Source organism: Rheinheimera gaetbuli (genome assembly GCF_054781935.1).
Window position 1 is genome coordinate 444,285 of the sequence record NZ_BAAGTL010000012.1, and the last position, 16,294, is coordinate 460,578.

Consider the following 16,294-nt stretch of genomic DNA (forward strand, 5'->3'; position numbering starts at 1 on the left):
ACAACAATGACAAACACACTTGCAATCGTATTTCCGGGGCAAGGCTCCCAGTCAGTTGGCATGCTCAATGAGCTGTATCAGCAATTTGATATTGTAAAGCACACCTTTGACGAAGCCTCGGCCGCTTTGGGTTATGACCTGTGGGCACTGGTAGCCAATGGCCCGGAAGCTGATCTCAATGAAACGCAGCGCACTCAGCCGGCGTTGTTAACTGCTTCGGTTGCGGTATGGCGTTTATGGCAACAGCAGGGTGGCGCGACTCCGGCCTATTTTGCAGGCCATTCACTGGGTGAATATTCGGCACTGGTATGTGCCGGGGTATTATCACTGGCCGATGCAGTAAAACTGGTAGAAAAGCGCGGCAACTATATGCAACAAGCCGTGCCTGCCGGGGTAGGCGCTATGTCGGCTATTATTGGCTTGGATGACGCCGCTATCGCGTTGGCTTGTGAGCAGGCAGCACAAGGCGAAGTTGTTTCGCCGGTTAATTATAATTCGCTGGGGCAGGTGGTAATAGCCGGTCACAAAGCCGCTGTTGAACGTGCCGGTGAGCTGTGCAAAGCGGCAGGTGCGAAACGTGCTTTACCGTTGCCGGTGAGTGTGCCGTCACATTGTGCTTTAATGCGCCCTGCGGCAGAGCAATTAGCGACAGATCTGGCCGCACTTAACTTTAATCATGCTGTCATACCGGTGGTAAATAATGTGGATGTGGCCGTTGCAAGCGACGCCAACGCAATAAAAGATGCGCTGGTACGCCAGTTATACAGTCCGGTTCAATGGACGCAAACCATTGAATGGTTGGCCGCTCAGGGTATTTCGGAAATCGTTGAGCTTGGGGCTGGCAAGGTGTTAAGCGGGTTAATTAAGCGCATTGATAAAAATCTATCCAGTGCATCAGTAGGTGATATTGCTTCGTTGCAAGTGGCTCTGGCAGCGGAATAAGGGGGTGACATGACAAATTTTATTTCTTTAGAAGGTAAAGTGGTATTAGTCACCGGCGCTAGCCGTGGCATAGGCCGGGCTATTGCCGAACAGCTGGCCGCGTTGGGTGCCAAAGTGGTAGGCACAGCAACATCTGATAAAGGTGCGGCAGATATCAGTGCATATTTAGGTGACAAAGGCTGTGGTCTGGTGTTAAATGTCGCCGATACTGCTTCTATTGAAACCTGTTTAGAGCAAATAAAAACGCAGTTTGGCGATATTGATATTCTGGTTAATAATGCCGGTATTACTCGCGATAACTTACTGATGCGTATGAAAGATGACGAGTGGTTTGACATTATGCAAACCAACTTAAATTCGGTGTATCGTTTGAGTAAAGCCGTGCTGCGTAGCATGATGAAAAAACGTTTTGGTCGCATTATCAGTATTGGTTCGGTGGTGGGCTCTATGGGCAATGCTGGCCAGACAAACTATGCTGCTGCCAAAGCAGGGGTATTAGGGTTTACCAAGTCTCTGGCGCGCGAGGTTGCGTCACGCGGTATTACCGTAAACGCGATAGCACCGGGATTTATTGATACCGACATGACAAAAGAGCTGTCGGATGAGCAAAAACAAGCTATTTTCGGCCAGGTGCCGGCTAACCGTTTAGGCCAACCAGAAGAAATTGCTGCGACAGTTGCATTTCTGGCGTCTAATCAGGCAGCCTATATCACTGGTGAAACAATTCACGTAAACGGCGGTATGTATATGGTGTAAGCTGAGTTTGTAAAGCAGGTTTGACCAGCATAAAATGCTGTGCGCTCTGCTTGCAACCTACTTGGCTTGCGCATAAACTAGCGCCACACAAAATTGCACGATTTGTTGCGATTTATATGAGAAAAAGGAAGAAAAGATGAGCAACATCGAAGAACGCGTTAAGAAAATTATCATCGAACAACTGGGCGTTAAAGACGACGAAGTTAAAAACGAAGCGTCTTTTGTTGACGATCTGGGTGCAGACTCACTGGATACAGTTGAACTGGTAATGGCGCTGGAAGAAGAATTCGATACTGAGATCCCAGACGAAGAAGCAGAGAAAATAACGACTGTTCAGTCTGCTATCGACTATATTAAAGCACACGCTGAATAAGCGAACTGCTTACAGAACGGGTAGCTAAGCTACCCGTTTTCGTTTTAAGACTTTAAAATTTCCATGGCGGAGGGTGTTGTGGCAAAACGTCGCGTGGTTGTTACTGGTTTAGGCATGTTAACCCCGCTGGGTAATGATGTTGCCTCAAGTTGGCAAGGGTTGCAGCAGGGTAAAAGTGGCATCTCAATGATTGATCATTTTGATGCCAGTGCTTATACCACCAGGTTTGCCGGCTTAGTAAGAGATTTTGATGTTGAACCTTATTTTCCGGTTAAAGACACCAAGAAAATGGACCTCTTTATTCAGTACGGTGTTGCTGCTGGTTTGCAGGCATTTCGAGACTCAGGTATCGAAGTTACCGAGCAAAACGCGCCACGCATAGGTGCGGCCATTGGTTCGGGTATTGGTGGTTTGGGTTTAATTGAAGAAAATCATACTAAATTGACAAATAGTGGGCCAAAACGGCTGTCGCCATTTTTTGTACCCTCTACAATCATTAATATGATTGCCGGTCACTTGTCTATTATGTTGGGCTTGCAAGGACCAAATATTAGCATTGTTACGGCCTGTACTACAGGTGTACATAATATTGGCCATGCCGCACGCATGATAAGCTACGGTGATGCTGATGTGATGCTTGCAGGCGGTGCAGAAAAAGCCTCGACACCTCTGGGTATGGGGGGGTTTGGTGCAGCGCGGGCGTTGTCTACGCGCAATGATGCGCCGCAGCAGGCTAGCCGGCCCTGGGATAAAGACCGCGATGGTTTTGTTTTGGGTGATGGTGCTGGTGTCATGGTGCTTGAAGAGTATGAACACGCTAAAGCCCGCGGTGCAAAAATTTACGCTGAACTGGTAGGCTTTGGCATGAGTGGTGATGCCTTTCATATGACGTCGCCGCCGGAAAACGGCGCCGGAGCCGCGGCATCTATGCGTAATGCGTTAAACGATGCGCAAATAAATCCACAGCAGGTAGCCTATATCAACGCGCACGGTACTTCGACACCTGCTGGTGATATTGCCGAAACCATGGCGATTAAATCGGTATTCGGTGACAGTGCAGCCAAGGTAATGGTGAGCTCGTCTAAATCGATGATTGGCCATCTGCTCGGTGCTGCCGGTTCAGTAGAGTCAATAATCACCGTGTTGTCGTTGCAGGATCAGCTGGTAACGCCGACCATCAATCTGGATAATCCGGATACTGGTTGTGATTTAGACTATGTCCCGCATCAGGCACGTCAGGTCAGCATGGAGTATGCGTTGTGTAACTCCTTTGGCTTTGGCGGCACTAATGGTTCTATTTTGTTCAAACGTGTTTAATTTGCTGTTTTAACACATATAATCTGCTGTGTTACTAAATAAAGGCTGCCGGGTGCAGCCTTTGTTTTATCAGCTATTTAAGGCATACTGCGCAAAGATTCTTTAAACTGGCAGGATAAGGTTTGGTTCCTGGTATAGCAGATCGCAGCTTTAACTATGGTGACGGTATTTTTACTACCATGCTGGTGCGTGGTGGCCGGTTGCAATTGTGGCCGCTACACCTTAAACGCCTGCAAGTGTCTGCTCAACGGTTAGGTTTTGGCGCTATAGACTGGATAATGCTACAACAACAGGTAACTACTGCGATCACAGCTACAGAGCAGGTGGTTAAGTTACTGTTGTCACGTGGTGACGGCGGCCGTGGTTACAGCCCTGCGGGTATCACCCAACCTAATTGGTATATCAGTATTGCGACGCTGCCGGACTACACAACCTGCAAAGAGCAGGGTATAACGCTGGCAGTTGCAGAACTGCAGCTGGCAATACAGCCGTTGCTGGCCGGGTTAAAACACAACAACCGGCTGGAACAGGTACTGCTAAAGCAAGAACAAGCCCGGCGTGGTTATGATGACCTGCTGGTGCTTGATCAGCAGGGTTATGTTACTGAAGCCATAGCCGCAAACCTGTTTTTTTATCGCAAAAGCCGCTGGTATACCCCTGAGCTTAGCCGTGCCGGCGTCGCCGGGGTGTTTCGCGAGCATCTGCTATCGCAAGCTGATATTGAACTGGTCAACTGGCAACAAGCTGAGCTGGCAGATATAGAGGCGATGTTTGTCTGTAACACTTTAATGGGTATAGTGCCGGTAAAACAGCTTAACCAGCGTAAACTTGACATTGCCCCTGTGCGGCAGATAAGCAGGCAACTTGCATGGTAAAACTTACGTCATGGCTTGCTACTATTGCGACAGCGCTGGCGGCGGCTGGTTATTTGTCCTGGTATAGCCTGAAGCATGCTGAGCTGCGACTTGAACATGGCTTATATACTGTTGCCAGCGGCAGCTCAGCAATACAGTTGTGTCAACGCTGGCAACAGCAAGGCCTACTGAGCCCAGCACATTGTTTATTGTTAAGAGCCTATCTGAAACTATACCCCCAAAAAGGCGCTGTGCAGCAGGGCGTATATCGTATCAGCACAGAGCATACCTTGCTTGAGGTGTTGTCGCTGTTTCGCAGTGGCCGCGAAGCGCAATTTTCACTAACCTTTATCGAGGGCGAAACGTTGGCGCAAGCGCTGCAACGATTGCAGACCGCTCAATACTTGCAGTCGGATATCAGCTCGGCACAGCAGGTATTGGATTTGCTGCAGTGGCCGCCGGATTGGGGCACCGCGCCACAGCATCCGGAAGCGTTGTTGTATCCGGATACGTATTACTACACCGCTAACAGTCATGCCAGTAGCCTGATTAAACGTGCGCAACAGATGTTACTTGCCGCGCTGGATAGCGCCTGGCAGCAGCGTCAGACCGACATACCGCTGCAAAATCGCTATCAGTTACTTACTCTGGCTTCAATTATAGAAAAAGAAAGCAGTTATCCACCTGAGAAATCGCTGGTTGCATCGGTGTTTGTTAACCGGCTGCGGAAAAATATGCGTTTACAAACCGATCCAACGGTAATTTATGGTTTGGAAAATTTTAATGGTGATATTACCCGGGCAGATTTAAATAACCCGCACCCGTATAATACTTACCGACATCGCGGCCTGCCGCCCGGGCCTATTGCGTTAACCTCTGCAGCGTCTTTATTAGCCGCCGCGCAACCGGCGCAAACCGACTTATACTATTTTGTCAGCAAGGGTGATGGCAGCCATCAGTTTTCATCGACGTTAGAGCAGCATAATGCCGCAGTAAAAAAATACATTTTTGGAGAGCGTTAAACGTGGTGCAGCCTAAATTTATTGTAGTGGAAGGGCTGGAAGGGGCAGGCAAAAGTACCGCAATTGCCCACATTAAAAGCTGGTTATCAGCGCGGAATATTGTGCCGGTTTGCACGCGCGAACCCGGCGGTACACCTTTGGCAGAAAAGCTGCGCGATCTGGTAAAGCAGGTGCGTGACAATGAACAGGTCGCTCCGGAAACCGAGTTATTGCTAATGTACGCGGCTCGTATGCAATTAATCAGCAATGTCATTAAGCCGGCCTTAGCTCAGGGGCATTGGGTGCTGGGCGATAGGCATGATATGTCATCCCGCGCTTATCAGGGCGGCGGCCGCGGCCTGAGCGATGATATTATCAACCCGTTGCGGCAGATGGTACTTGGCAGTTTGCAACCTGATCTTACGCTGTATCTGGATATCGATCCGGCATTAGGGCTTGAGCGCGCCCGCTCACGCGGTGAGTTAGATCGTATAGAGCAAGAACAACTGGCGTTTTTTCAGCGTACGCGCACAAAGTACCTGCAAATAGCCACCAGTGAAGCCAATATTGCTGTGATCGATGCCAATTTGCCTTTAGTGCAGGTACAACAGCAAATCAGTGCGGCGCTGGACAAGGCACTAGCCTGATGTTGCCCTGGCTCGAGCATACGCGTCAGCAGCTGGCAACACTGCTAAACAACCATCAGTTAGCACATGCTTTGTTGTTATCTGGTATTGAGGGCATTGGCAAGCGTACATTGGCTAATTATTTGGCTGATGCACTGTTGTGCACCGCTGCGCAGCGGCCCTGTGGCTGTTGCAAAAGCTGTTTGTTGCGCCAGGCTGGCAATCATCCTGATTTATTGGTGTTAGACAGCAGTGCCAGTAGCATAGGCGTCGACGCTGTCCGGCAGCTAAGTCAGTTTTTACACGGCAGTGCGCAGCAACAGGTTAATAAAGTGGTGTTATTGCCTCAGGCAGAAAAACTCACAGAACCTGCGGCCAATGCCTTGTTAAAAACGCTGGAAGAGCCGCCACAACATAGTTTTATTATTCTCACCACGGCTGGCGCTGAAACCCTGCCTGCAACGGTACTTAGCCGTTGCCAGACCTGGCCGGTTGCCGCACAGTTTAACAACGGCGCACAGCAGTGGCTGGTGCAGCAAACCAACCGGGCTGTGCCCGATTTTTTGTTAGCGTATTGTGCTGGAGCTCCGTTAAAAGCGCTGCAGTTGGTAGAAACCGGCGCGGCCGATACGTTACAACACGGGCTGCTTAGTTTGCAGCAGTATATTGATGGCGCTTTGCCAATGACGGCCTGTGTTAAACAGCTTGAAGCGATAACAGAGTTTACACCGCTGTTGGGCTGGTTTTTACGGCAGCAGCTTTTACCATCTATGCTAGGCAAAGAGCCGGCCAGGGTGCTGGCGTTACATCAGTTGTTCAGTCGCTGGTGCCGTGACGAAAAGCAAATTTTAGGGCAAAATAAGCAACTGGCATTAACAACCATGCTAAGTAGTTTGAAACGGCTAAGCCGCTAAGCGGAGGACATATGGAAGAGTTGTCGATAGGTTTTAGTGATGTAAAAGATTTATACCGCAGCTATATGCCTTTTTTAAAAAGCGGTGGTTTGTTTGTTCGTACTGCACGCAGTTATAAAATGGGCCAGTCGTTGGCGTTGTCGGTTACCTTACCTGATGCGCTGGAAGCGGTAACAGTATCTGGCAAGGTTGCCTGGATAACTCCGCACGGTTCGCAGAGTTCCAATCCTGCAGGTATTGGCATTACCTTTATTGATGATAAATCCCAACTTGGGGCGCAGATTGAAAAGTTACTTGGTGGCATGCTGAATTCTTCAGATCCTACCTACACGATTTAACTTGGCCGCTATGGCAGCCATTATTGCAGGGTGTTGTTTTGTTTGTAGATTCTCATTGTCACCTAGACCGGCTTGAGCTGGATAAACTGGGCCTGAGCCTTGACCAGGTGGTTGCAAATGCCCGGGCGCAGCAAATAGAGCATATGCTGTGCGTATGTGTCAGCCTTAACGAGTTTGCCCAGATGGCACAGCAAGTAGCAGCCTATGACAGTGTGTCAGTGTCTTGCGGCGAACATCCGTTGCATCAACAACAAGATGTGGATGCTGAGCGTCTGCTGCAGTTGTGTACCTCGCCGGATGTTGTGGCGGTGGGGGAAACAGGGCTGGACTACTTTTATTCGCCAGACAGTAAGCTTAGCCAACAAGCTGCTTTTGTAAGCCATATAGATGTGGCAAATCAGCTTAGCAAGCCGCTGATAGTTCATACCCGCGATGCCCGTGCAGATACACTGGCGCTAATGCGCAGCCATCAGGCAGATAGGTGTGGCGGCGTACTGCATTGTTTTACAGAAAACTGGGAAATGGCAACAGCGGCACTTGATCTGGGGTTTTATATTTCTATTTCCGGCATTATGACGTTTAGAAACGCGGATGAGCTGCGCAGTGTGGTAAAAAAACTGCCGTTAGATCGCCTGTTAATAGAAACCGATGCCCCATATTTAGCGCCGGTACCGCACCGGGGTAAAACCAACCAACCGGCCTATGTTACCGCTGTGGCTCAGGCTGTAGCCGATGTGAAGGGCATAAGCCTGCACGAGCTGGCGCAAGTAACGACGAGCAACTTTTATCAGCTATTCAGTTTAGTTAAAAAAGCAGCTTAAATTGCGCTAAGCGGATAAAAGAAGCCCGGAACTAATCCGCATTGTTCCGGGCTTAGGGGAATGGCTCATAGGGAATGAGCCGTGCGCTACCGATACATACTGCAATAGGTTAAGGTAAGCATTAGTGTAGTTAATACGCCGATTTTTTCCTGTTGTTATTTGCTGATTGATGTTGATGATCAGCTTATCTTTATACACGTTTGCTCACCTGTTATCTTCAGGTTATCCCCAGCTTATCCGATGAAGCAGGCAAGGTTACTGCGTTGAACCGCTTTTGGGGGCAACTGTTGCTGCATCTTTTCTTAGCTAACTAAGTTAACAAGCCTGGATTTTTTATAATAAAAAAGTCTAAAAAAAGTCTGGCTCCTGGCCAATAACTGTGGACGCTAATACAAGTAAGCCGACCTTAACTGTAAAGCCTGTAGCACATACTTTAGTCTGATTGTCGACAATGGCTTTGGCTTAACACTTGACTACGCCAGTTAAACGCTATAAAACTACTGCATTGCTAATTTATGTCGACAATGTGTATGCTGCTTCATCCCTCATTACGTTCACCTATTACGGCTGCCGATCGGGTGTTACTGGAAATCCAGCGCGCGATTGTTGAGGGCGATATAGCGCCAGGCAGCAAGATCAGTGAGCCAGAGCTGGCCAAACGTTTTGATTTAAGCCGTGCCCCGCTGCGTGAAGCATTGGCCCGCTTAGAGCGTTGCCATCTCATTGAGCGTACGCCCAATGCCGGTGCCCGGGTAGTAAAATTGTCGACACAGGGGCTGCTGTCGTTATATCAGCTGCGTGAGACCTTAGAAGGCATGGCTTGCCGATTGGCTGCTGAACATATGGCAGACACTGAAATTACTGAGCTGCGGGCCTTGCTGGACCAGCATCTGAGTACGCAAAGGGTGCGCGAGGGCGAAAGCTATTACCAGGAAGCTGGCGATCTGGATTTTCATTACCGTGTCATTCTGGGCAGCAAAAATGAATACCTGATTAATATATTGTGCGACGAGCTGTATTACCTGGTGCGGATGTACCGTGTGCAGTTAGGCATGAACGGGCCGCGGGTATCACGGGCATTTGACGAACATAAAGCTATTCTTAATGCCATTGCCAACCGCGATGGCGAACTGGCCGATTTACTGATGCGGCGCCACATTGCGGCGTCACGGCGCAATATTGAAAAACAACTTGAACAAACGGGGACGTAATATGAGCACACTGACAGCAGGGCAAAAATTCCGCGCGGCGATTAAAGCGAATCCACCGCTGCAAATCGTCGGCACCATTAATGCCTATACGGCGATGATGGCCGAGCGCACTGGCCATCAGGCGCTATATTTGTCGGGGGCTGGTGTGGCTAATGCCTCTTTTGGTTTGCCTGACCTGGGTATGACATCATTAAACGATGTCTGTGAAGATATCCGCCGCATTACCGCTGCGACCAGTTTACCGCTGCTTGTTGACGCTGACACCGGTTGGGGTGGGGCTTTTAATATCGCCCGCACGGTAAAAGAGATGACCCGCGCCGGCGCAGCCGGCTTTCATATTGAAGATCAGGTGGCGCAAAAACGCTGCGGCCACCGGCCAAATAAAGAAATTGTTAGCCTGGACGAAATGGTTGACCGGGTAAAAGCCAGTGTCGATGCCCGCATAGATGAAAGCTTTTTTATTATGGCGCGCACTGACGCATTGGCTCAGCAAGGCTTAGACGCTGCCATTGAACGGGCGCTGGCCTGTGAAGCCGCTGGTGCCGATGCCATTTTTGCCGAAGCTGTGCATACCCTAGAGCAATATAAAGCGTTCACCAGCGTGCTAAAAGTGCCGGTGCTGGCCAATATTACCGAGTTTGGTCAAACACCACTGTACAACAAAGCCGAGCTCGCCGCTGTGGGTGTGGCTATGGTGCTGTATCCGCTTAGTGCGTTTCGGGCGATGAATAAGGCTGCGCTGAATGTATACCAATCTATTTTAGCTAATGGCGATCAAAAAGCTGTGGTAGACAGCATGCAAACCCGTGCTGAGTTGTATGACTTTTTAAATTACCACAGCTTTGAAGAAAAATTGGATTCGCTGTTTAGCAGCAAGAAATCTTAATTATTAGTTTTGAATGTTTAATTTAAAGACAACGGGGAGAACACCATGTCAACAGGTAAAGTACTTACAGGCGCTGGCCTGCGCGGCCAGGTGGCGGGTAAAACGGCGCTGTCTACTGTTGGTAAAACCGGCTCTGGTTTAACCTACCGTGGTTACGATGTAAAAGATTTAGCCGCCAATTGTAGCTTTGAAGAAGTGGCGCACTTAATTTTAAAAGGCGAGCTGCCAACAGCTGCTGAGCTTAGTGCTTACAACACTAAACTGAAAAGCCTGCGCAGCTTACCGCAGGCATTAAAAGATGTGCTGGAGCGTATTCCGGCCACTGCTCACCCGATGGATGTGATGCGTACCGGCTGTTCTATGTTGGGCAACCTGGAAACCGAAGCCAGCTTTGCCCAGCAGCAAGACGCCTCTGATCGCATGCTGGCCATTTTTCCGGGCCTGGTAAACTACTGGTACAACTTTAGCCACCACGGTAAACGCATTGAGGTGGACACAGACGCTGACTCTATTGCTGAACAGTTTTTGTGGACCTTACATGGCGAAAAACCCACAGCGTTGCATGTAGAGGTAATGCAAGCCTCACTGATTTTATACGCTGAGCATGAATTTAATGCCTCTACCTTTACCGCCCGGGTATGTGCCTCAACCCTAAGCGATATGCATTCTTGTATCACCGGCGCTATTGGTTCGCTGCGCGGCCCGTTGCACGGCGGTGCAAATGAGGCAGCGATGGAGCTGATTGAAACCATGCAAAATGCCGACGATGCCGAGCAAAAACTGTTGGGTATGCTGGCGCGTAAAGAAAAAATTATGGGCTTTGGCCATGCGGTTTACTCGGATTCTGACCCACGCAATGCGGTTATTAAAGCCTGGTCAGAAAAGCTGGCGAAGGCCAATGGCGATAGCCGGTTGTATGACGTGTCGGTGCGCTGTGAAGCGGTAATGTGGCGCGAGAAAAAGCTGTTTTGTAATGCCGATTTCTTCCACGCGTCAGCCTACAACTATATGGGTATTCCGACTAAGCTGTTTACACCGATTTTTGTGTGCAGCCGCTTAACCGGTTGGGCCGCGCATGTGATGGAGCAGCGTGCCGATAACCGTATTATCCGGCCAAGCGCCGATTACGTTGGTGTAGAACCACGCAGTGTAAAGCCGATTGCAGAGCGCGGGTAAAACACCATGAACAGCCAATACCGTAAAAAACTGCCCGGCACCGCGCTGGATTACTTCGACACCCAGGCCGCTGTCGATGACATAGAACCCGGCGCCTATGCCAAATTGCCTTATACCTCGCGCGTGCATGCCGAAAACTTAGTGCGCCGCTGCGACCCGGCCATGTTAACCGATGCACTTAAACAGCTGATTTACCGCAAACGCGATTTAGACTTCCCGTGGTATCCGGCCAGGGTAGTGTGCCACGATATTTTAGGCCAAACCGCGCTGGTCGACTTAGCCGGCCTGCGTGATGCCATTGCCGAACAAGGCGGCGACCCGGCCAAAGTAAACCCTGTGGTACCAACACAACTTATTGTGGATCATTCATTGGCGGTAGAGCATGCCGGCTTTGAAAAAGACGCCTTTGATAAAAACCGCGCCATTGAAGACAGGCGCAACGACGATCGCTTCCATTTTATAAATTGGACAAAAAAAGCCTTTAAAAACGTCGATGTAATACCGCCTGGCAACGGCATTATGCACCAGATCAACTTAGAGCGGATGTCGCCGGTTATTCATGCCAAAGATGGTGTGGCGTTCCCTGATACCTTAGTCGGCACCGACAGCCATACGCCGCATGTCGATGCGTTAGGTGTAATTGCCATTGGCGTGGGTGGCCTGGAAGCCGAAAGCGTAATGTTAGGCCGCGCCAGTTGGATGCGCCTGCCGGATATTATCGGCGTAGAGCTCACCGGTAAAGCGCAGCCAGGCATCATGGCAACCGACATTGTGCTGGCGCTGACCGAGTTTTTGCGTAAAGAAAAAGTGGTATCGGCTTATTTAGAGTTTTATGGCGAGGGCGCCTCCAGCCTGAGTTTGGGTGACCGGGCAACCATATCCAACATGACGCCGGAATACGGTGCCACCGCTGCCATGTTTAGTATCGACCAGCAAACACTGGATTATTTAACCCTGACCGGGCGTGAGCCACAACAGGTAAAACTGGTAGAAACCTACGCCAAAGCAGCGGGTTTGTGGAGCGACAGCTTAACAACCGCCGAATACGAGCGGGTGCTGACCTTTGACCTGTCGTCTGTAGGCCGCACTATGGCAGGGCCGTCAAACCCGCACGCGCGCTTATCTACCAGTGACTTAACCGCCAAAGGCATTGCCGGTAAATATGAACTGGTAGAAGGTGAAATGCCGGACGGCGCCGTTATTATTGCCGCTATTACCAGTTGTACCAATACGTCTAACCCGCGCAATGTTATTGCCGCCGGTTTATTAGCCCGCAATGCCAACAAGCTGGGCTTAACACGCAAGCCCTGGGTAAAAACCTCGCTGGCGCCCGGCTCTAAAGCGGTGCAACTGTATTTGGAAGAAGGCCACTTGCTCAGCGAGTTAGAGCAGCTGGGCTTTGGTATCGTCGGTTTTGCCTGTACCACCTGTAATGGTATGAGCGGCGCACTGGACCCGGTTATCCAAAAAGAAGTGGTAGAGCGTGACTTATATGCTACAGCTGTATTATCTGGTAACCGCAACTTTGACGGCCGTATTCACCCCTATGCCAAGCAGGCGTTTTTGGCCTCTCCGGCCTTAGTCGTCGCTTATGCCATTGCCGGTACTATCCGGTTTGATATCGAAAAAGACATTTTGGGCTACCATGATGGCAAAGCCATTACCTTAAAAGATATTTGGCCAAACGATGCTGAAATTGATGCGGTAGTTGCTGCCAGTGTAAAACCGGAGCAGTTTCGTAAAGTGTACGAGCCGATGTTTGCCGTAGAGGTAGATTACGGTGATAAGGTAACACCGTTGTACGACTGGCGGCCTCAAAGCACTTATATCCGTCGGCCGCCGTACTGGCAAACCGAGGGCGAAGGCGCCATAGCCGGCGAGCGCACGTTAACCGGTATGCGCCCGCTGGCGCTGTTGCCGGATAACATTACTACCGACCATTTATCACCGTCAAACGCCATTATGTTAGACAGTGCCGCCGGTGAATACCTGCACAAAATGGGCTTGCCGGAAGAAGATTTTAACTCGTACGCTACCCACCGCGGCGACCATTTAACCGCACAGCGCGCGACTTTTGCTAACCCGAAACTGGTTAATGAAATGGCTGTGGTAGAGGGCAAGGTAAAACAAGGCTCGTTGGCACGGGTTGAGCCGGAAGGCAACGTTATGCGGATGTGGGAAGCGATAGAAACCTATATGCAGCGTAAGCAGCCGTTAATTATTATTGCCGGTGCCGATTACGGCCAGGGCTCGTCGCGTGATTGGGCAGCCAAGGGCGTGCGTTTAGCCGGGGTTGAGGCTATTGCAGCTGAGGGCTTTGAGCGTATTCACCGCACTAACTTAATTGGTATGGGCGTATTGCCGCTGGAGTTTAAACCTGGCACAACGCGCATTACGCTGGGGCTGGACGGCACTGAAACCTATGATGTTGTGGGCGAGCGTAAACCACGTACTACGTTAACGCTGGTTATTCACCGCACAAACGGTGAAACGCTGAACGCGCCGGTAACCTGCCGCTTAGACACCGCAGAAGAGCTGTCGATTTATGAAGCCGGTGGTGTATTGCAGCGTTTTGCCCAGGACTTTTTGCAAGGGGCGGTGTAATGGCTGTTCCACAAATAAAAATCCCGGCCACCTACATGCGTGGCGGTACCAGCAAAGGCGTATTTTTTAAACTGGACGATTTACCAGCCGCAGCCCAGGTGCCGGGTAAAGCGCGCGACAACCTGCTGCTGCGGGTCATCGGCAGCCCGGACCCGTATGGCAAACACACCGACGGTATGGGCGGCGCGACGTCCAGCACCAGCAAAACCGTGATCCTAAGCAAAAGCGCAAAAGCCGATCACGATGTCGACTACCTGTTTGGTCAGGTGGCAATAGATAAGCCGTTTATCGACTGGAGCGGTAACTGCGGCAACTTAACCGCAGCGGTAGGTTCTTTTGCTATCAGCAACGGCTTAGTTGCGGCGGAGCGCATCCCGCAAAACGGTATTTGCACAGTGCGCATCTGGCAGGCCAACATCAGCAAAACCATTATTGCGCATGTGCCCATCAGCAATGGTGAGGTGCAGGAAACCGGTGACTTTGAGCTTGATGGTGTTACGTTCCCTGCGGCAGAAGTGCAAATTGAGTTTTTAGACCCGGCCGCCGATGCAGGCGAGGGCGGTGGTGCCATGTTCCCTACCGGTAGTATCGTAGACGATTTAGCTGTGCCTGGTATAGGCACTTTTAAAGCTACACTGATTAACGCTGGCATCCCGACCATTTTTGTTAACGCCGCCGACATTGGTTACAGCGGTACCGAGCTGCAAGACGCGATAAACGGCGATGCCGCCGCGCTGGCACGCTTTGAAACCATCCGCGCCTACGGTGCGGTAAAAATGGGCCTGATACAGGACATCAGTGACGCGGCAGCACGGGCACATACACCGAAAATTGCTTTTGTTGCGCCACCACAAAGCTATGTGTCGTCCAGTGGCAAGCAGGTAAATGCCGGCGATATTGACTTGCTGGTACGGGCGCTGTCGATGGGCAAACTGCACCACGCTATGATGGGCACGGCAGCGGTGGCCATTGGCACCGCCGCCGCTATACCCGGCACCTTAGTCAACCTGGCAGCAGGTAGTATTGATCGTGAAGCCGTGAACTTTGGCCACCCATCCGGCACCTTGCGCGTAGGCGCAGCGGCAACACAGCTAAACGGCCAGTGGACAGTAACCAAAGCCATAATGAGCCGCAGCGCGCGGGTATTAATGGAAGGTTTTGTACGCGTACCGGCTGATTGCTTCTAACTAAGCAGGTTAAGCTAAGCAGGGCGCTACTGCGCCCTTTTTTATAACAGCTGTGTCAGTGGACTTTGCACTGCATTACCACCTTGCTTTAAAACATGAGTATAAATTTGAGTGGTTTTAACATCGGTATGGCCAAGCTGCTCTTGCACCGTGCGAATATCCATACCCGCTTCAAGAAGGTGTGTAGCAAATGAATGACGCAGCGTGTGGCAGGTAACATTTTTACTAATACCTGCTTTTTTGTTGGCTATTCGCACCGCTTTTTGTAAACCAGATTCATCAATGTGATGCCGTCGCAGCACATTAAACTGCGGGTCATTACTTAATCTGGTTGACGGAAAAAGGTATTGCCAGCCTAACTCTTTGGGCGCGGCTTGGTATTTACGCGCCAACGCAAACGGCAGCCACACGCCGGCAAAGTCTGGTGTTTGCATATCCTGTTGGTAAAAAGCATTAACCAAACTGATTTGCCGGTGTAATGGCTCAATAAGTCCTGACGCTAAGGTAACCCGCCGATGCTTGCCTCCCTTGCCGTGCCATACCATCAAAGATAAATAGTCAAAATCAATGGCATTTACTCTAAGCCTGACTGCTTCCATTAAACGCAGCCCGCTACCGTACAGCAACTGCGCCAGCAGCAAGTACTGCGGATCTATACAAGTTAAAAGCTGCTTAACCTCAGTTTTGGTTAATACCACTGGCAACTTACGGGGTTTAGCGGCTTGGTTAAAGTTAAGGTTTAATGCCAGTGGGCGCTTGATAATTTCTTTGTATAAAAAGCTTAACGCATTAAGCGCCAAAGCCTGGGTTTGCACGGCAACATTTCGGTTAACCGCCAGATGCGTTAAAAACTGTTCTACGTGTTCATCTTGTAAATCAATGGGGTGACGTTTTTTGTGAAATAAGATAAAAAACTTAATCCAATGCATGTAAGTTTCAATTGTGCGTTTAGCATAGCGCCGGGTATACATTTCCTCAGCGACATATTGTAAAAAGGGTGATGATTCAGACATAGCAATACTCCAAAAGATACTGTTTAAGTATACAGTTATTTTTGAATTGTCAAATTCGCCTTGTTAGACGGAAAGATCCGTATTTTCTGCTAAGCCAACTTTTTTTGATGCCTTAAGTCGTTGTGAATATGGTTAATTTAAAGTAAAGTTGCTTCCGGTAAATTTACAAAAGCAGAAAAGTCCGTGTTTAAGTACGGATTTTTCCGCCGAATAAGCGTTGAACTAAGCCGCTGCGCGGAGCTCTCAGCCACTACCTGTTATTGAACCACACTTAC

16 protein-coding genes are annotated in these 16,294 nt (G+C 50.0%); 15 read left to right on the forward strand and 1 reads right to left on the reverse strand.

Annotated elements, in window-relative coordinates; translation table 11 throughout:
- Nucleotides 1–6: 6 nt before the first annotated feature.
- The 15 genes from fabD (at nucleotide 7) to prpF (ending at nucleotide 15,006) form a co-directional block, all read left to right on the forward strand.
- Complete coding sequence (gene fabD, locus ACYVIC_RS12605; RefSeq protein WP_460860440.1) at nucleotides 7–942, forward strand: ACP S-malonyltransferase; 936 nt, start codon at nucleotides 7–9, stop codon at nucleotides 940–942.
- A 9-nt stretch (nucleotides 943–951) separates the two neighbouring features.
- Complete coding sequence (fabG, locus tag ACYVIC_RS12610; RefSeq protein WP_460860441.1) at nucleotides 952–1,698, forward strand: 3-oxoacyl-ACP reductase FabG; 747 nt, start codon at nucleotides 952–954, stop codon at nucleotides 1,696–1,698.
- A 136-nt stretch (nucleotides 1,699–1,834) separates the two neighbouring features.
- Nucleotides 1,835–2,071 carry an acyl carrier protein gene (gene acpP, locus ACYVIC_RS12615; RefSeq protein WP_460860443.1) on the forward strand — a complete coding sequence of 79 codons (237 nt, stop codon included), beginning with the start codon at nucleotides 1,835–1,837 and terminating at the stop codon, nucleotides 2,069–2,071.
- 78 nt (nucleotides 2,072–2,149) lie between these two features.
- Entirely contained in the window at nucleotides 2,150–3,388 is a 1,239-nt protein-coding gene (gene fabF, locus ACYVIC_RS12620; RefSeq protein ID WP_460860445.1) for a beta-ketoacyl-ACP synthase II, read from the forward strand.
- 122 nt (nucleotides 3,389–3,510) lie between these two features.
- Nucleotides 3,511–4,263 (forward strand): aminodeoxychorismate lyase, encoded by a 753-nt coding sequence (gene pabC, locus ACYVIC_RS12625; protein ID WP_460860446.1) that lies wholly within the window; start codon nucleotides 3,511–3,513, stop codon nucleotides 4,261–4,263.
- Nucleotides 4,257–5,264 (forward strand): endolytic transglycosylase MltG, encoded by a 1,008-nt coding sequence (gene mltG / locus ACYVIC_RS12630; protein WP_460860448.1) that lies wholly within the window; start codon nucleotides 4,257–4,259, stop codon nucleotides 5,262–5,264. The genes pabC and mltG overlap by 7 nt, the downstream gene beginning before the upstream one ends.
- A 2-nt stretch (nucleotides 5,265–5,266) precedes the next feature.
- A complete protein-coding gene (tmk, locus tag ACYVIC_RS12635; protein ID WP_460860449.1) occupies nucleotides 5,267–5,890 on the forward strand; it encodes a dTMP kinase in 624 nt (207 codons plus the stop codon).
- Entirely contained in the window at nucleotides 5,890–6,783 is an 894-nt protein-coding gene (holB, locus tag ACYVIC_RS12640; protein ID WP_460860451.1) for a DNA polymerase III subunit delta', read from the forward strand. Before tmk ends, holB begins: the two co-directional genes overlap by 1 nt.
- An 11-nt stretch (nucleotides 6,784–6,794) precedes the next feature.
- Entirely contained in the window at nucleotides 6,795–7,121 is a 327-nt protein-coding gene (locus ACYVIC_RS12645; protein WP_460860452.1) for a PilZ domain-containing protein, read from the forward strand.
- Nucleotides 7,122–7,159: 38 nt separating this feature from the next.
- The gene (locus ACYVIC_RS12650) at nucleotides 7,160–7,942 is read left to right on the forward strand and encodes a TatD family hydrolase (protein ID WP_460860453.1); all 783 of its coding nucleotides are present in this window, start codon (nucleotides 7,160–7,162) and stop codon (nucleotides 7,940–7,942) included.
- A gap of 530 nt (nucleotides 7,943–8,472) precedes the next feature.
- A complete protein-coding gene (locus ACYVIC_RS12655) occupies nucleotides 8,473–9,153 on the forward strand; it encodes a GntR family transcriptional regulator (RefSeq protein WP_460860455.1) in 681 nt (226 codons plus the stop codon).
- A gap of 1 nt (nucleotide 9,154) precedes the next feature.
- Entirely contained in the window at nucleotides 9,155–10,039 is an 885-nt protein-coding gene (prpB, locus tag ACYVIC_RS12660; protein WP_460860457.1) for a methylisocitrate lyase, read from the forward strand.
- Nucleotides 10,040–10,084: 45 nt separating this feature from the next.
- On the forward strand, nucleotides 10,085–11,215 hold the full coding sequence (gene prpC, locus ACYVIC_RS12665) for a bifunctional 2-methylcitrate synthase/citrate synthase (protein ID WP_460860459.1): 1,131 nt from the start codon (nucleotides 10,085–10,087) through the stop codon (nucleotides 11,213–11,215).
- A gap of 6 nt (nucleotides 11,216–11,221) precedes the next feature.
- Nucleotides 11,222–13,819, forward strand: a complete 2,598-nt coding sequence (acnD, locus tag ACYVIC_RS12670; RefSeq protein ID WP_460860461.1) for a Fe/S-dependent 2-methylisocitrate dehydratase AcnD — start codon at nucleotides 11,222–11,224, stop codon at nucleotides 13,817–13,819.
- A complete protein-coding gene (prpF, locus tag ACYVIC_RS12675; protein WP_460860463.1) occupies nucleotides 13,819–15,006 on the forward strand; it encodes a 2-methylaconitate cis-trans isomerase PrpF in 1,188 nt (395 codons plus the stop codon). Before acnD ends, prpF begins: the two co-directional genes overlap by 1 nt.
- Nucleotides 15,007–15,047: 41 nt before the next feature.
- Here the strand turns inward: prpF and ACYVIC_RS12680 are convergent, their stop codons facing one another.
- Nucleotides 15,048–16,019, reverse strand: a complete 972-nt coding sequence (locus ACYVIC_RS12680; RefSeq protein ID WP_460860465.1) for an integron integrase — start codon at nucleotides 16,017–16,019, stop codon at nucleotides 15,048–15,050.
- Nucleotides 16,020–16,294: the final 275 nt, after the last annotated feature.